Origin of the sequence: Streptomyces sp. NPDC002701 (assembly GCF_042889045.1) — a bacterium.
In the GTDB taxonomy this organism is placed as follows: domain Bacteria; phylum Actinomycetota; class Actinomycetes; order Streptomycetales; family Streptomycetaceae; genus Streptomyces.
In genome coordinates, this window is the sequence record NZ_JBIAQL010000016.1 from 53,369 (window position 1) to 68,940 (window position 15,572).

The 15,572-nt window shown below is 71.5% G+C and carries 14 protein-coding genes; 3 read left to right on the plus strand and 11 right to left on the minus strand.

What is annotated here, in order from left to right:
* Window positions 1-69 precede the first annotated feature (69 nt).
* A complete protein-coding gene (locus tag ACFYXC_RS30975) occupies window positions 70-624 on the plus strand; it encodes a hypothetical protein (RefSeq protein WP_389555334.1) in 555 nt (184 codons plus the stop codon).
* A gap of 700 nt (window positions 625-1,324) precedes the next feature.
* Here the strand turns inward: ACFYXC_RS30975 and tsaE are convergent.
* The 5 genes from tsaE to ACFYXC_RS31000 form a co-directional block, all read right to left on the minus strand.
* Window positions 1,325-1,867 carry a tRNA (adenosine(37)-N6)-threonylcarbamoyltransferase complex ATPase subunit type 1 TsaE gene (gene tsaE, locus ACFYXC_RS30980; protein WP_389555335.1) on the minus strand — a complete coding sequence of 181 codons (543 nt, stop codon included), beginning with the start codon at window positions 1,865-1,867 and terminating at the stop codon, window positions 1,325-1,327.
* On the minus strand, window positions 1,833-3,083 hold the full coding sequence (locus ACFYXC_RS30985; protein WP_389555337.1) for an alpha/beta fold hydrolase: 1,251 nt from the start codon (window positions 3,081-3,083) through the stop codon (window positions 1,833-1,835). The genes tsaE and ACFYXC_RS30985 overlap by 35 nt, the downstream gene beginning before the upstream one ends.
* A gap of 102 nt (window positions 3,084-3,185) precedes the next feature.
* Complete coding sequence (alr, locus tag ACFYXC_RS30990) at window positions 3,186-4,337, minus strand: alanine racemase (RefSeq protein ID WP_389555338.1); 1,152 nt, start codon at window positions 4,335-4,337, stop codon at window positions 3,186-3,188.
* Window positions 4,338-4,769: 432 nt separating this feature from the next.
* A complete protein-coding gene (locus ACFYXC_RS30995) occupies window positions 4,770-6,230 on the minus strand; it encodes an NAD(P)H-hydrate dehydratase (protein WP_389555339.1) in 1,461 nt (486 codons plus the stop codon).
* A 222-nt stretch (window positions 6,231-6,452) separates the two neighbouring features.
* Window positions 6,453-7,118 carry a TetR/AcrR family transcriptional regulator gene (locus ACFYXC_RS31000; RefSeq protein ID WP_389555340.1) on the minus strand — a complete coding sequence of 222 codons (666 nt, stop codon included), beginning with the start codon at window positions 7,116-7,118 and terminating at the stop codon, window positions 6,453-6,455.
* Between the two features lie 109 nt (window positions 7,119-7,227).
* On the opposite strand from ACFYXC_RS31000, the gene ACFYXC_RS31005 reads away from it, so the two are divergent.
* A complete protein-coding gene (locus tag ACFYXC_RS31005; protein ID WP_389555342.1) occupies window positions 7,228-8,148 on the plus strand; it encodes an SDR family NAD(P)-dependent oxidoreductase in 921 nt (306 codons plus the stop codon).
* 169 nt (window positions 8,149-8,317) lie between these two features.
* Here ACFYXC_RS31005 and ACFYXC_RS31010 read toward each other — a convergent pair whose 3' ends face one another.
* The 4 genes from ACFYXC_RS31010 to ACFYXC_RS31025 all read right to left on the minus strand — a co-directional run bounded on the left by ACFYXC_RS31010 (window position 8,318) and on the right by ACFYXC_RS31025 (window position 11,990).
* A complete protein-coding gene (locus tag ACFYXC_RS31010; RefSeq protein WP_388920520.1) occupies window positions 8,318-8,689 on the minus strand; it encodes a holo-ACP synthase in 372 nt (123 codons plus the stop codon).
* A gap of 9 nt (window positions 8,690-8,698) precedes the next feature.
* A complete protein-coding gene (locus ACFYXC_RS31015; protein ID WP_389555343.1) occupies window positions 8,699-9,610 on the minus strand; it encodes a hypothetical protein in 912 nt (303 codons plus the stop codon).
* 194 nt (window positions 9,611-9,804) lie between these two features.
* A complete protein-coding gene (gene glmS / locus ACFYXC_RS31020; protein ID WP_389555345.1) occupies window positions 9,805-11,652 on the minus strand; it encodes a glutamine--fructose-6-phosphate transaminase (isomerizing) in 1,848 nt (615 codons plus the stop codon).
* A 92-nt stretch (window positions 11,653-11,744) separates the two neighbouring features.
* Window positions 11,745-11,990: a hypothetical protein gene (locus ACFYXC_RS31025; RefSeq protein ID WP_388920528.1), complete on the minus strand. Its 246-nt coding sequence runs from the start codon at window positions 11,988-11,990 to the stop codon at window positions 11,745-11,747.
* Window positions 11,991-12,295: 305 nt separating this feature from the next.
* Between ACFYXC_RS31025 and coaA the strand changes: the two genes are divergently transcribed.
* Window positions 12,296-13,264, plus strand: a complete 969-nt coding sequence (gene coaA / locus ACFYXC_RS31030; RefSeq protein WP_388920797.1) for a type I pantothenate kinase — start codon at window positions 12,296-12,298, stop codon at window positions 13,262-13,264.
* Window positions 13,265-13,369: 105 nt separating this feature from the next.
* Here the strand turns inward: coaA and glmM are convergent, their stop codons facing one another.
* Together glmM and rpsI are read right to left on the minus strand one after the other, a co-directional pair.
* The gene (gene glmM, locus ACFYXC_RS31035) at window positions 13,370-14,728 is read right to left on the minus strand and encodes a phosphoglucosamine mutase (protein ID WP_389555347.1); all 1,359 of its coding nucleotides are present in this window, start codon (window positions 14,726-14,728) and stop codon (window positions 13,370-13,372) included.
* A 285-nt stretch (window positions 14,729-15,013) separates the two neighbouring features.
* Window positions 15,014-15,541, minus strand: coding sequence for a 30S ribosomal protein S9 (gene rpsI / locus ACFYXC_RS31040; RefSeq protein WP_388920535.1), 528 nt, complete (start codon window positions 15,539-15,541; stop codon window positions 15,014-15,016).
* Between the last annotated feature and the right edge of the window lie 31 nt (window positions 15,542-15,572).

The following is a 15,572-nucleotide window of genomic DNA, read 5'->3' on the forward strand; positions in this document are numbered from 1 at the left end:
TGAGGACCTGCTGCTAACGTCATATCGGCACAGCACGGACAAATGCCGTACGAGAGGTGGTCGGTCAGGGTGGTTGGGAGCAGCTCGGGAATCGCGGCCGGGCTCACCGCGACGGCGCTCGGCACTGTCGGCTACCTCGCCTTCCAGGCGTCCGCGCACGCGCCGGACGACCTGAGCGCGCCGCGTACCACCGAGCCCTCGTCGCTCAGCGCGACGAAGGCCCCGCGGGACGGCGACGACCCGACAGCGCTACCCCTCGGGTCGGGCACCGGTCAGCGGGTCGTCTACTCGCTGGACGACGACCGGGTGTGGCTGGTCGGCGAGGGCGACCGGGTCAGCCGGACGTTCCCGGTCAGCCCCGGCACGGTGGATCCGCCGCCGGCCCGGTACGTGGTCACGTCCCGCTCCAACTCGATCGTCGGCTCGGACGGGGTGGCCGTCGAACACGTGGTCCGCTTCGCGAACGTGGACGGCGTGGCCATCGGCTTCAGCGCCCCCACCGACGGCCGGGTCCTGACCCCCGAGCCCGGCAAGAAACTGGGCGGCATCAGAGAATCAAGAGAAGACGCCACAGCGATGTGGACGTTCGCCACCATCGGCACAACAGTCACGGTGATCAAATAACCGAAATCAAGGACGCGCCTCAAGGGGCGCGAGGAACAGCGCACATTTCGCCCTTAAGGGGCGCGGGGAACGGCGCAATCTTGTGCCTTGAGGCGCACGGAGAACGGCGCTCCACCCCTAGGGGCGCGGGGAACTGCGCAATCTTGTGTCTTGAGGCGCACGGAGAACGGCGCTCCACTCCTAGGGGCGCGGGGAACTGCGCAATCTTTCGCTCTTACCCGCAGGGAAGACGGCGCTCCACTTTTAGGGGCGCGGGGAACTGCGCAATCTTTTAAGGGGCGCGGGGAACTGCGCGACCAGCCACAGCGCACCCGCACATGTAAGCGAACCCCCCGCGGAGCGCAACGCTAGGCGGCCCGCCGCTCAACCCCCTCAACACCCACAGCCTCATCCGCAGCCCCACCAACCGCCTCGGCCGGAGGCCCCGGCGGCACGGAAACCGCACGAGCCAATACCCCCGCCGCAAGCAACTCAGCCATCGACACCCCACACGGCTGCGAAGGAACACGTTCCGGCGACGTCGACATGGCGGCCTCCTGAGAACCCCGGGAGCTGACGTGGTTAGGTAGACCTAACCAACTCCTCCGCCCATGTGAACACGCCGAAGCCACCAGACGCAACATGTTCCCGACGCGATGTCGGAACGTTGGGACGAACCTACAAAAGGCGGGCACCGAACCGATCCGGCACCCACCACCGCTCACCCCGAGAGCCCGCCCAGTTCGACCGCCCCCCACCGCTCCCCCACCCCGCGGAGCACCACGTGCCGCACCTCGTCCGCCGTGTCACCGACGGCCCGGTGGATCAGGACGTGCAACCGGTCGTCGGTCAGCTCCTCCACCTTGCCCTCGCCCCACTCCACGACGATCACCGAGTCGGACAGCGACACGTCGAGGTCGAGGTCCTCCATCTCGTCGAGCCCGCCCCCCAGCCGGTACGCGTCCACGTGGACCAGCGGCGGCCCCTCCCCCAGGGACGGGTGCACGCGGGCGATCACGAAGGTCGGCGAGGTGACCGCCCCCCGGACACCGAGCCCCTCGCCGAGCCCGCGCGTGAGCGTCGTCTTGCCCGCGCCCAGTTCACCGGTGAGCATCACGAGGTCACCGGCCCGCAGCAGCCCGGCAAGGCTGCGCCCGAGCTCCTTCATCCGCTCGGGCGAGTCCACGGTGAACTCGGTCGTGGCGCCGTCGGTGGAGGGCGCCGAAGGGTCAACCGCGTCGTGCGGTGCTGCTGGTGCTTCCATAGCCACCCACGGTAGCCCCTGCCGGAACGGCACCGACGCGGGTCAGCAGGTCGGCGAGCCGGTCTATGACGACCTCCGGGTGCTCCATCATCACGAGGTGCCCGGCGTCCGGCACGAGCACCAGCTCGGCGTCCGGCAGCAGGTCGGCGATGGCCTCGCTGTGCTCGCTCGGCGTCACCAGATCCTTCACCCCGGCCAGCACGAGCACGGGCAGCCCGGCGAAACGGGCGAGCGCCTCGGTCTTGTCGTGGTCGGTGAAGGCCGGATAGAACTCCGCGACCACATCGATCGGCGTGCCCTCGATCAGCCGCTCCGCGAACCGCGCCACCGCCGGGTCGATGTCCCTGGACGCGAACGAGTACCGCTTGATGATCCCGGCGAACAGGTCGGCGGTGGCCCGGCGCCCGCGCTCCACCAGCTCGGCCCGCTGCCCCAGCGCCTTCAGCACGCCGGGCAGTATCCGCCGCACGGCGTTGACGCCCGCGACGGGCAGCCCGAAGTTGACCTCCCCGAGCCGCCCGGAGGACGTACCGATGAGCGCCACGCCGACCACGCGCTCACGGATCAGGTCGGGGTACTGGTCGGCCAGGGCCATCATCGTCATGCCGCCCATCGAGTGGCCGACGAGCACGATCGGGCCCTCGGGCACGGCCGCGTCGATGACGGCCTTCAGGTCCCGGCCCAGCTGGTCGATGGTGACCGGCATGTCGTCCTCGGCCTGGGCCACGCCCCGCCCCGACCGGCCGTGGCTGCGCTGGTCCCAGTGGACGGTCCGCACGACACCGCGCAGCGCGGCCCGCTGGAAGTGCCAGGAGTCCTGGCTGAGGCAGTAGCCGTGGCTGAAGACGACGGTGACCGGGGCGGGCGCCTTGCGGCCGAAGAGCCGGCGTCGGCGCGGGGCCAGGTCGGAGTCGGTCTCCACCTCGTCGACCTCGTAGTACAGCTCGGTGCCGTCGTCTGCGGCGGCCTTGCCCGGCATGCCGCGCAGGGCCCCGTACGGACCGGCCGAGTCGAGGGCGAGCCGCGCCTTCCTGCGCATGCCGCGGCCGACCGTGAGCCGCTCGATCGCGACTCCGGCGGCGGCGCCCGCGGCCACCACGCCTATCGCGGTGCCGGCGACACCGGCCCTGCGCCAGTTGGCAGGCCCGGCCGCGGCGACGACCGAGGATGCGGCCGCGGCCGCCTCCACCGCTGCCTCCGCGCTGCTCTCGCTCACGAACCGCTCCTCATCGCCGGGTCCTGCCCATGTCTGCCGCTGCGCCTGCCGCGTCCCTCGGGGCGGAAGGTATCCGCTGTACCGTGCCCGGCACCCATGCGATTACCCCGCTTGTTCTGTATTCACGTAGCCGCGCGGCACACGGGTTCCGATGCGGGTGACGATTTCGTACGCGATCGTGCCCGCGGCCCGGGCCCAGTCCTCGGCGGTCGGCTCCCCGTGGTCGCCCGGTCCGAACAGGACCGCCCGGTCGCCGACCGGCGGTTCGTCCCCTCCGAGATCGACCGCGAACTGGTCCATCGCGACCCGCCCGGCGACCGTCCGCCACTTGCCGCCCACCAGCACGGGGCCGGTGCCGGAGGCGTGGCGCGGGATGCCGTCCGCGTATCCGACGGGCACCAGGCCGAGGGTCGTGCCGCCGGCGGTGACGTAGTGGTGTCCGTAACTGACGCCGTGGCCCGCCGGGACGTGCTTCACCAGCGCGAGCGACGCCCAGAGCGTCATCACCGGGCGCAGCCCGAGGTCGGCGGGGGTGCCCACCTCGGGGCTCGGGGAGATGCCGTACGTGGCGATCCCGGTCCGTACGAGGTCGAAGTGGCTCTCGGGCAGCGTGAGCGTGGCGGGCGAGTTGGCGATGTGCCGCACCTCCGGGCGCAGGCCCTGCCCCTCGGCGTGGGCCAGCATCTCGCGGAAGCGGGTGAGCTGGGCCTGGACGGAGGGGTGGCCCGGTTCGTCGGCGCAGGCGAAGTGCGACCAGAGCCCCGTGACGGTCACCAGGCCCTCGGCCTCGGCGCGCCGTGCCGCGGCGACCAGCTCGGGCCAGTCGGCCGGCTGACAGCCGTTGCGGCCCAGGCCGGTGTCGGCCTTGAGCTGGACGCGGGCGGTACGGCCGGCCGCCCGCGCGGCCTCCGCCACCTCGCGCAGGGCCCACATCCCGCTGATCCCGAGGTCCAGGTCGGCCTCGACGGCCTCCCGCCACGGGCCTCCCGGGGTCCACAGCCAGCACATGATCCGGCCCCCCAGGCCGGCCGCGCGCAGGGCGAGGGCCTCCTCCGGGGTGGCCGTGCCCAGCCAGGTCGCGCCCGCGTCCAGGGCCGCGCGGGCACACGGGACGGCGCCGTGTCCGTACGCGTCGGACTTGACCACCGTCATCAGGGCGGCGGCCGGTGCCTTGGCACGCAGGGTCCGCACATTGGCCCTCAGGGCGGCCAGGTCGATCTCGGCGCGGGCGCGCGCGGGTGCTGTCTCAGTCATCCCTCCCAGTCTCTCAGAGGGCTCCGACACGGTTGCCGGGTGCCGGTCGCGCGATCGACGTGTCGCTGCGGTTCCGCTACCGCGGGTCCGGTTCGCCGTCGCGGGTCCCGTCCGCGGCCTCGGGTCCGCCGCGGACGGTCCGTCGCGGACGGTCCGGTCCGGTGCGACCGGTCCGGTCCGGTGCGGCCGGTCCGGTCCGGTGCGGCCGGTCCGGTCCGCTGCGGCCGGTCCGGTCCGCTGCCGCGGGTTCGGTCCGGCGCGGACGATCCGGTCCGCTGCGGGCGGCCAGGTCCGTCGCGGACGATCCAGTCCGCTGCGGACGGCCAGGGTCCGTCGCGGACGATCCGGTCCGTCGGGGCGGTCCGGTTCGTCTCGGACGGTTCGGTCCGCTGCGGGCGGTTCGGTGCGGCGCGGGCGGTTCGGGGCGGGGGGTCAGGGTGTGATGTTTCGCCATGCCTTGTGGATCGCCTCGGCCACGTGGTGTGCCCCCACCGGCGCCCCGTTCGCCGCGAACCGTCCCGCCAGACCATGGAGGTACGCCCCCACGCTGCCGGCGTCCAGCGTGTCGAGCCCGGCGGCGAGCAGCGACCCCGTCAGCCCGGACAGCACGTCCCCGCTGCCGGCGGTGGCCAGCCAGCCGGTGCCGGTGGAGTTCACTCGTACGGGGCCGCCCCCCGGGGAGGCGACCAGCGTCGTCGAGCCCTTCAGCAGCACCGTCGCCCCGTACCGCTCGGCGAGCTCCCGTACGGATGCGAGCCGCGCCCCCTCGACCTCCTCGCGCGCCACGCCGAGCAGCGCGGCGGCCTCTCCGGCGTGGGGCGTCAGCAGCGTGGGCGCCCGCCGTGCCCGTACGGCCGCACGGTCCGCGAGGCGCAGTCCGTCGGCGTCCACGAGCACGGGCACCTCCGCCTTCAGTACGGCGGCCACGGCGTCGGCGTCGTCCCCGGCGCCGGGGCCCACAACCCACGCCTGGACCCGCCCGGCGCGCTCCGGCGACCCCGTCGACACCAGCGTCTCGGGGAACCGCGCGAGCACGGCGTCCCCCGCCGGCCCGACGTACCGTACGGCGCCGGCGCCGCCCCGCAGGGCCCCGGCGACGGCCAGCACGGCCGCGCCCGGGTAGCGGGAGGAGCCGGCCGCGATACCGACGACCCCGCGCCGGTACTTGTCGCTCGCGGCGCCCGGCACCGGCAGCAGCGCGGCCACGTCGGCGTGCTGGAGGGCCTCCAGTTCGGCTTCGCCCGGCAGCGCGAGCCCGATGTCCACGAGCCGTACGGACCCCGCGTACTCCCGTGCCGGGTCGACGAGCAGGCCGGGCTTGTGCGTCCCGAAGGTGACGGTCAGGTCGGCCCGTACGGCGGTGCCGCGCACCTCGCCGGTGTCGGCCTCGATGCCGCTGGGCAGGTCGACGGCGACGACGGGGGTACGGGTCTCGCCGATGACGTCGACGAGCGCCTCGGCGTCCGGGCGCAGGCCGCCCTTGCCGCCGATCCCGACGATGCCGTCCACGATGAGGTCGGCGCGGCGAACGGCCTGTTCCGCGGCGGCGGGGTCCTGGACCGTCCTCCCGCCGGCGCGGCGCAGGGCGGCGAGGCCGGCGGGGTGGGTGCGGTCGGGGGCGAGCAGGACGGCGGTGACGCCGGCGCCCCGTCCGGCCAGGCGGGCGCCGGCGTACAGGGCGTCGCCGCCGTTGTCGCCGGTGCCGACGAGCAGCACGACGCGGCTGCCGTAGACGCGCCCCGCACGCCCCGTACGCCCCACGCGCCCCAGCAACTCGGCGCAGGCGGCGGCGAGTCCGGCTGCCGCCCGCTGCATCAGGGCTCCGTCCGGCAGCCGGGCCATCAGTTCGCGCTCGGCCGCCCTTACCGTCTCCACGCTGTACGCAGTACGCATGGGGTCGAGTGTCCCCCACGTTGCGTCTGTCGTCTGCGGGTCACGGGTGGCTGAGCGCGCCGTTCCCCGCGCCCCCGGGTGGGTGGGGGCGGGGCCCGTCCGCCGGGGTCCGGGGCGCGTCGGGACATGCGCTCGCAGCCGGAAACGCGGCGGGTCGCCCACCTGCGGGAACGGTGGGTGGGAGTCGTCGTACGCTGCGACCGCACATCCCGCCGCGCCCCGTCAGCGGCGTGGCAGGACGCCCAGGAGGGTTGCGTTGAGGGCGAGTTGCAGGGAGTCCCGCAGTTCCAGGTGGAAGCGGGCGAGGTCCGGCTCTGCCTGGTAGGCCGCCTGGAGGCTGGGCGGGGGCGTGCTGTACGCGGACAGCGCGCCGGCCAGGACCATGGTCTGCAGGCTGAACAGCACGGCGTTCTCGCCCAGCTCGGGCAGGTACTTCCGGACCAGGGCGGTCATGGTGTTCAGGCGGTCCAGGGAGGCGCGCTTGTAGCGGGCCACGACCTCGACGGAGACGTTGTGTTCGAGGACGCTGCCCTGGGCGCCGAAGAGGTCGCACAGCACCACTCGGTCGGAGAGTGAGCGGCTGAGGGCCTCGGCCACCGCTGCCGCTCGCTCGGCCATGGGGAGGTGTTCGTCGATGCCGGCGGCCAGCTCGACCGCCAGTTCGGTCAGCCACTCCTGGAGGTAGCGGTCCAGCAGTTCCAGCAGCACCGCCTCGCGGGACTCGAAGTAGCGCAGCACGTTGGGCTTCGCCAGGCCCACCCGGCGGCTGAGTTCGTTCAGGGTGACCGCGGCCACGGGCATCTCGTCGAGCATCGCCGACGCCATGTCGAGGATCGCCCGTCGGCGGATCTCCCGCTGCTCCTCGGTGCGCGCCCGCTGGAAAGTCACGATCACCAGCCTAACTTAGGTACCAGCGGTACGTTGACAACGTACCGCTGGTACTTTAACGTCGTCGGCACAAGATACCTTCGGTACGTTAGCCGACGAGGAGCCTGACATGAGCAAGAAGTGGACGAGGACGGACATTCCGGACCAGCGCGGGCGGGTGGCCGTGGTGACCGGGGCGAACACCGGCCTGGGGTACGAGACGGCCAAGGCGCTCGCCGAGCGCGGGGCGTCCGTGGTGCTTGCCGTGCGCGACGTCGAGAAGGGCGAGCAGGCCGCGGCCCGCATGACCGGCGACGTGAGCGTGCAGGCGCTGGACCTGAGCTCGCTCGACTCCGTACGGACCGCGGCGGCCGCGCTGCGGTCCCGGCTCGACCGGATCGACCTGCTGATCAACAACGCCGGCGTGATGTACACCCCGAGGCAGACCACCCGGGACGGTTTCGAGATGCAGTTCGGCACCAACCATCTCGGGCACTTCGCGCTCACCGGGCTGCTGCTGGACCTGATGCTGCCGGTGCCGGGTTCGCGGGTGGTGACGGTCAGCAGCACCGGCCACCGCATCCGGGCCGCGATCCACTTCGACGACCTGCAGTGGGAGCGGTCGTACAGCCGGGTCGGCGCCTACGGCCAGTCCAAGCTGGCCAACCTGATGTTCACGTACGAGCTGCAGCGCCGGCTCGCCCCGCACGGCACCACCGTCGCGGTGGCCGCGCACCCCGGCATGTCCAGCACCGAACTCGCCCGCAACACCCCCGCGGCCCTGCGGCTTCCGCTCACCTGGCTCGCACCGCTGATCACCCAGACCCCGGCGATGGGCGCGCTCCCTACCCTGCGCGCCGCCACCGACCCCGCCGCGTTCGGCGGCCAGTACTACGGCCCCGGCGGCCGCAACGAGATAAAAGGCCACCCCCGCCTGGTCACCTCCAGCCCCCAGTCCTACGAAGTAACCACCCAACAACAACTGTGGACAGCCTCGGAAGACCTCACCAACATCAAATACCCCACCGACGAGCCTTCCCTGCACGTATAGGAACGCAGGAACGTAGGAAGGCGGGGAGGGCAGAGTCTTCTGCTTTTGTCTTTAGGGGCGCGGGGAACAGCGCAATCTTTTAGGGGCGCGGGGAACTGCGCGACCAGCCACAGCGCACCCGCAGACGAAAACGGGGCCCAGCCACACCACGCACCCCGCAACAGCCCCGTCACCCCTCGGCGATCACCACGGCAGAAGCAACCCCCGCATCATGGCTCAACGAAACATGCCACCCCCGCACCCCCAACTCCGCCGCCCGCGCAGCAACCGTCCCGGTCACCCGAAGCCGCGGCTGCCCACTCTCCTCGACGAAGACCTCGGCATCGGTCCAGCGCAACCCCCCCGGCGCACCGAGCGCCTTGGCGAGCGCCTCCTTCGCCGCGAAGCGCGCGGCAAGGGAGGCAACCCCACGCCGCTCCCCACTGGGCAGCAGCAACTCACTCGGCAGGAACAGCCGTTCGGCCATCCCACCCGTCCGCTCCAGAGACGTGGCGAACCGCTCGATCTCGGCCACGTCGATCCCGACACCGATGATGCTCATCCGCGCACTCTACGATCCGTCCACCGGCTGCGGGTCCGGATCTCCGGCGAACAGATCCTCGGCCCGCTCGACGGTCCGGGACCGCTCCAGCCAGGCGTCCATGCGGGCAAGGTCGGTACAACTGGTGATGCGCTCACGCACACGCTCGTCCACGGGGACGCCACGCACCTCAAGGACAGACAGAATCCCCTTGGCCTCACCCGCGGCCTTCCCCTCCGCCTCCCCTTCTGCTTTGCCCTCCAGGTAAGCCGTCTCACGGACGGTTCCCCGGCCGGGGAAGTAGCTGACGAACGACATGTCTTTCCTCCATCTGTCTCCGGCTGGGGTGTTCCCCAGAGTGATGTCCAGGAATTCGGCGAAGTAGCCGGCGGTCTCGGGATCCGCGTCGTGAAGTTCCTGAACGGCGCGGGCGACGGCCTCCAGTATGGCGCCGCACTCAGGACTGCGGGCATGGGCCACGGCGGAGAGCACGGCCAGCGCGAGGTTTTTCCCCGCAGTCCTGGCATCGGTGATCACCGGCAGATTGTCCGGCCCGGCGACCAGCGGATACGTCCGCTGAGCGGTCCACCCGCGCGTGCCGCAGTCGAAGGGGCCCGCTGCCCACTTGGCCGTGGCCCCGTCCTGACAGACCACCACGAGCAGTACGGGCAGGCCGAACTTCGACTGGAGGTACGCGACGTAATACGCCCAGCTCGCCGCCTTCTCCTTGTTCCTGGCCGACTGGGACTCGATGGCGAGCAGGAAGTCCTCACCGTCGGACGGCCCGATGCGCAGAACCGTGTCCACGCGCCGCTCCAGCGGTTTCGCCTCCGTCACGTCCGTCGTGACGGCGTCCACGATCGCCTTCGCAGGCAACGGGACACCCAACACCTCGAAGACAGGTGTCAGGATTTCGGGCCGCTCCTGAAAGATCCGGTGCATGCCCTCGTGAGCTGATGTGGCATGTGTACGACCTTGGCGTGGTAAAAGGCCGAAGATCCGGACAAGCAGCTGCGTTCACCCATTCGAGCGGCGGAGAATCGTTCCCGCCGTCGTCGAGCCGGCTCGCCTTACAGAGCGCAGCTCTGCGCCTTTCGAAATCGTCTTTGTAAGGTTGCCGAAGCCCAGAAGCACGGCTACTCCACTGTCACCGACTTCGCCAGGTTGCGTGGCTGGTCCACCTCGTTGCCCCGGGCGGTGGCCAGTTCACAGGCGAAGACCTGGAGTGGGACCGTCGCCACCAGCGGCTGCAACAGCACGGGCGTGGCGGGGATCCGGATCAGGTGGTCCGCGTAGGGGACCACCGTCTCGTCGCCCTCCTCCGCGATCACGATCGTCCGCGCCCCACGCGCCCGGATCTCCTGGATGTTCGACACGATCTTGTCGTGCAGGACGGACCGCCCGCGCGGGGACGGCACGACCACGACGACCGGCAGGTCCTCCTCGATCAGCGCGATCGGCCCGTGCTTCAGCTCGCCCGCCGCGAAGCCCTCGGCGTGCATGTAGGCGAGTTCCTTGAGCTTGAGGGCCCCCTCCAGGGCCACCGGGTAGCCCACGTGCCGGCCCAGGAACAGCACCGTGTCCTTGTCCGCCAACGACCGCGCCAGCTCCCGTACCGGCTCCATCGTCTCCAGGACCCGTTCGACCTCGTCGGAGATACGGGACAGGTCGCGGACGACGGCCTGGATCTCGTCCCCCCACTTCGTGCCGCGCACCTGCCCCAGGTACAGCGCCACCAGGTAGCAGGCCACGAGCTGCGTCAGGAACGCCTTCGTCGAGGCGACCGCCACCTCGGGCCCCGCGTGCGTGTAGAGCACGGCGTCCGACTCGCGCGGGATCGTCGACCCGTTGGTGTTGCAGACGGCGAGCACCTTGGCCCCCTGCTCCCGCGCGTGCCGCAGCGCCATCAGCGTGTCCATGGTCTCCCCGGACTGCGAGATGGCGATCACCAGCGTCTGCGCGTCCAGGATCGGGTCCCGGTACCGGAACTCGCTCGCGAGTTCGACCTCGCAGGGGATCCGCGTCCAGTGCTCGATGGCGTACTTGGCGATCAGCCCGGCGTGGAAGGCGGTCCCGCACGCCACCACCACGACCTTGTCGACCTCCCGCAGCGCCCCCGGCGAGATCCGTACCTCGTCGAGCGTCAGCGAGCCGCCGGAGTCGATCCGTCCGAGCAGCGTGTCGGCGACCGCCTTCGGCTGCTCGGCGATCTCCTTGAGCATGAAGTAGTCGTAGCCGCCCTTCTCGGCGGCGGACACGTCCCAGTCGACGTGGTACGACCGTGTCTCGGCCGGCGCCCCGTCGAACCCGGTGACGCTCACCCCTTCGCGCCGCAGCTCGACCACCTGGTCCTGCCCCAGCTCGATCGCGGACCGCGTGTGCGCGATGAAGGCGGCGACGTCGGAGGCGAGGAACGCCTCGCCCTCCCCGACGCCCACGACGAGCGGCGAGTTGCGCCGCGCCCCGACGACCACGTCCGGCTCGTCGGCGTGCGCGGCCACCAGGGTGAAGGCCCCCTCAAGGCGCCGGCACACCAGCCGCATGGCCTCCGCGAGGTCCGCGCAGGCGGAGAACTCCTCGGCGAGCAGGTGCGCGACGACCTCGGTGTCGGTCTCGGACGCCAGCGCGTGCCCGCGCTCGGCCAGCTCGGCGCGCAGGGCGGCGAAGTTCTCGATGATGCCGTTGTGGACGACAGCGACCCGCCCGGCGTTGTCGAGATGCGGATGCGCGTTCGTGTCGGTCGGGCCGCCATGGGTGGCCCAGCGCGTGTGCCCGATCCCCGTCGAACCGGTCGGCAGTGGCCGCTCGACCAGTTCTTTCTCCAGATTGGCGAGCTTGCCGGCCTTCTTCGCGGCGGCCATCCCGCCGTCCGCGAGCACGGCCACACCGGCCGAGTCGTAACCCCGGTACTCCAGCCGCTTCAGCCCGGCCACCACGACATCGAGCGCCGACTGCGACCCCACGTATCCCACGATTCCGCACATGGCGGCAGCCTAAGGGCCGACGCACGCCCCACCGCGGCATCGCGTGCCCGATATCGGAAATTCCCGCGCCCCCGGCACTCCCCCCACGCGCTTCACTCCCCCCGCTCGATCCGGTCGATCGCCTCCTGCACCATCCCGAGGTACTCGACCTCCTCGCAGCGCGGTTTGCTGCCCATCTCGTACAGGTCGATGCAGTCGTAGAGGTACTCCCCCAGGTCCTCGTCCGGCAGGTCGAGCGCCAGTTCGCTGCGGACCCTGCCCTCAAGACCCTCGCCGTCCGCCCGTCGGCGCCCGGGTCTCCCTCCGACGAGGCCACGCACTCGGAAACGTACGGTCATGACGACCATCCCCACCCCTGGCGTCCCGGGAGGCGGCTCGCTCCCGGGTGGGCGGCACGCTATGCCCGTACGACCCGCCGGTCCAGGGTCCGGACGCGCGGAGCACCCGGACGGACGGCGGACGGGAGCGCACGGAGGCGGGAGTCGGGCGCGGGTCGGATGTGGGCGGGGCGCGGGTCGAGCGCGGAGGGAATTCCCGGCGCAATCCCCGGCGGAACGCACCGGCGTGACGGACTCCACCCGGCGCTTCGTTCAAACTGCCGTAACAATGGACTGTGATCCCACCGGTCTCCGCATTGCCGTCGCTGCCGCGGAGCGCCCACCGGCCCAGGCCGGAGGCGACTCCCTACGTCGACCTCACCCGCACCCAGTGGAGTGCGCTGCGTGAGAAGACGCCGCTCCCGCTGACCGCCGGGGAGGTGGAGAAGCTGCGCGGTCTGGGCGATGTCATCGATCTCGACGAGGTACGGGACATCTATCTGCCGCTGTCCCGGCTCCTCAATCTCTACGTCGGCGCCACCGACGGCCTGCGCGGCGCCCTCAACACCTTCCTCGGCGAGAAGGGCTCCCAGTCCGGCACGCCGTTCGTGATAGGCGTGGCCGGTTCGGTCGCCGTCGGCAAGTCCACCGTCGCCCGCCTCCTGCAGGCCCTGCTGTCCCGCTGGCCCGAGCACCCACGGGTGGAACTGGTCACCACGGACGGCTTCCTGCTGCCCACCAAGGAGCTCCAGGCACGGGGCCTGATGTCCAGAAAGGGCTTCCCGGAGTCGTACGACCGCCGGGCGCTGACCCGGTTCGTCGCGGACATCAAGGCCGGCAAGGACGAGGTGACGGCCCCCGTCTACTCCCACCTCATCTACGACCGGGTCCCCGGCGCGCTGCTCACCGTACGCCGCCCCGACATCCTGATCGTCGAAGGGCTGAACGTCCTGCAGCCCGCCCTGCCCGGCAAGGACGGCCGCACCCGGGTCGGCCTCGCCGACTACTTCGACTTCAGCGTGTACGTGGACGCGCGGGCGGAGGACATCGAGGGCTGGTACCTGAACCGTTTCCGCCGCCTGCGCGAGACGGCCTTCCAGGACCCGTCCTCGTACTTCCGCAAGTACACCCAGGTCTCCGAGGAGGAGGCCCTCGACTACGCCCGGACGACCTGGCGGACCATCAACAAGGTCAACCTCCTGGAGAACGTGGCCCCGACCCGCGGCCGCGCCACCCTCGTGGTCCGCAAGGGCCCGGACCACAAGGTCCAGAGATTGAGTCTGCGGAAACTCTGACCACCGGCCGCGCCCTTCAGGGGCGCGGGGAACTGCGCGACCAGCCACAGCGGACCCGCACCCCGCGACGCCGCCCGGCCCCCGCCCCCTACCCGGCCCCGACATTCACCCCAGCGCGGACTTGACCGCGTCGGCCAGCCGCCCCGCCACGGCCCGCGCCTGATCGATGTCGGCCGCCTCCACCATGACCCGTACCAGCGGTTCGGTCCCGGAAGGCCGCAGCAACACCCGCCCGGTGGACCCGAGTTCCCGCTCGGCCTCGGTGACGGCGGAGGCCAGCTCCGCGGAGGTCGACACCCGGGACCGGTCCACGTCCGGCACGTTGATGAGGACCTGCGGCAACCGCTCCATCACGGACGCGAGTTCCCGCAGCGTACGACCGGTCTCCGCGACCCGGGCCGCCAGCAGCAGTCCGGTCAGCGTCCCGTCACCCGTGGTCGCGTGGTCCAGGATGATCACGTGCCCCGACTGCTCGCCGCCGAGCGCGTAGTCGTGCTCCTTCATCTCCTCCAGCACATACCGGTCCCCGACCGCGGTCTGCACGAGGGACACCCCCGCGCCCTCCATGGCCAGCTTGAACCCGAGGTTCGACATGACCGTGGCGACGACGGTGTCGGACCGCAGCTCGGAGCGCTCCCGCATCGCGAGCGCGAGGACGGCCAGGATCTGGTCCCCGTCGACCTCCGCGCCGGTGTGGTCCACGGCCAGGCAGCGGTCGGCGTCGCCGTCGTGCGCGATGCCGAGATCGGCGCCGTGCTCCAGGACGGCGGCCTTCAGCAGGTCGAGGTGGGTGGAGCCGCAGCCGTCGTTGATGTTGAGGCCGTCGGGCTCGGCACCGATCGTGACGATCTCGGCGCCGGCGCGCGTGAACGCCTCGGGCGAGACCCGCGCGGCCGCGCCGTGCGCCTCGTCGAGGACGACCTTCAGCCCGTCCAGCCGGTTCGGGACGGCGGTGAGGAGATGGGTGACGTACGCCTCGAAGCCCTCCTCGTACGAGCGGACGCGTCCGACGCCGGCGCCGGTCGGGCGGTCCCAGGGGGCGCCGGTGCGGTGCTCCTCGTAGACGGCCTCGATCCGGTCCTCCAGCTCGTCGGCGAGCTTGTGCCCGCCGCGGGCGAAGAACTTGACGCCGTTGTCCGGCATGGCGTTGTGGCTCGCGGAGAGCATCACGCCGAGGTCGGCACGGAGGGCGCCGGTGAGATACGCCACCGCGGGGGTCGGCAGGACGCCGACCCGCAGCACGTCCACGCCGGCGCTGGCGAGGCCCGCGACCACGGCGGCTTCCAGGAACTCCCCGGACGCGCGCGGATCCCGTCCGACCACCGCGGTCGGCCGGTGGCCCTCGAAGGTTCCCGCCTCGGCCAGTACGTGCGCCGCCGCCACGGAGAGGCCGAGCGTGAGCTCGGCCGTCAGATCCGCGTTGGCGACCCCGCGTACGCCGTCCGTCCCGAAGAGTCGTCCCACTGGTGTCCTCCGAACTTGCTCAGGTCTACACAGGTCCCCGCGGGTGTGCGCAGGTCTGCACAGGCTTACTCAGAATGTGCGGCTCGGCCGAGAGCCCGGCTCCGGCCTTTGTCAGGTATATCCCCCGGGCCTGTACATCTCCCAGGTCTGTTCCCATGCTGTGGCCGAAATCCGCGATATCCGGCTCCCGCACGCGGGGCCCGGGTCCACAGCCGGTGATAAACGAACGCCCCGGCGACACAGAACGTGCCGCCGGGGCGATGCGTGCAGAACAGCGAGCGGGATTTAGCGCTTGCTGTACTGCGGGGCCTTACGGGCCTTCTTGAGACCGGCCTTCTTGCGCTCGACCGCACGGTCGTCACGCTTGAGGTAACCGGCCTTCTTCAGGGCGCCGCGGTTGTTGTCCACGTCGGCCTCGTTCAGCGCGCGGGCCACGCCGAGGCGCAGGGCACCGGCCTGACCGGACACGCCGCCACCCGAGATGCGGGCGACGACGTCGTAGCGGCCGTCGAGCTCGAGCACCTTGAAGGGCTCGTTGACTTCCTGCTGGTGCACCTTGTTCGGGAAGTAGTCCTCGAGCGTGCGCCCGTTGACCTTCCACTTGCCGGAGCCCGGGACGATCCGGACGCGGGCGATGGCGTTCTTGCGACGGCCCAGGCCGGCCGCCGGCTGCGGGTCGCCGAAGCGGCCCGCGAGGGACTCCGAGGTGTACTCGCCCTCGACGGGCACCTCGGACTCGGTGGTGTACTGCTCGACGTCGACGAGCTCGGTCTCGTTCTCTTCGACCGGCTGCTCAACGGTGGTCTCGGCCACGATTCTCCTCAGATTCTTTTTCGTCTTAGGG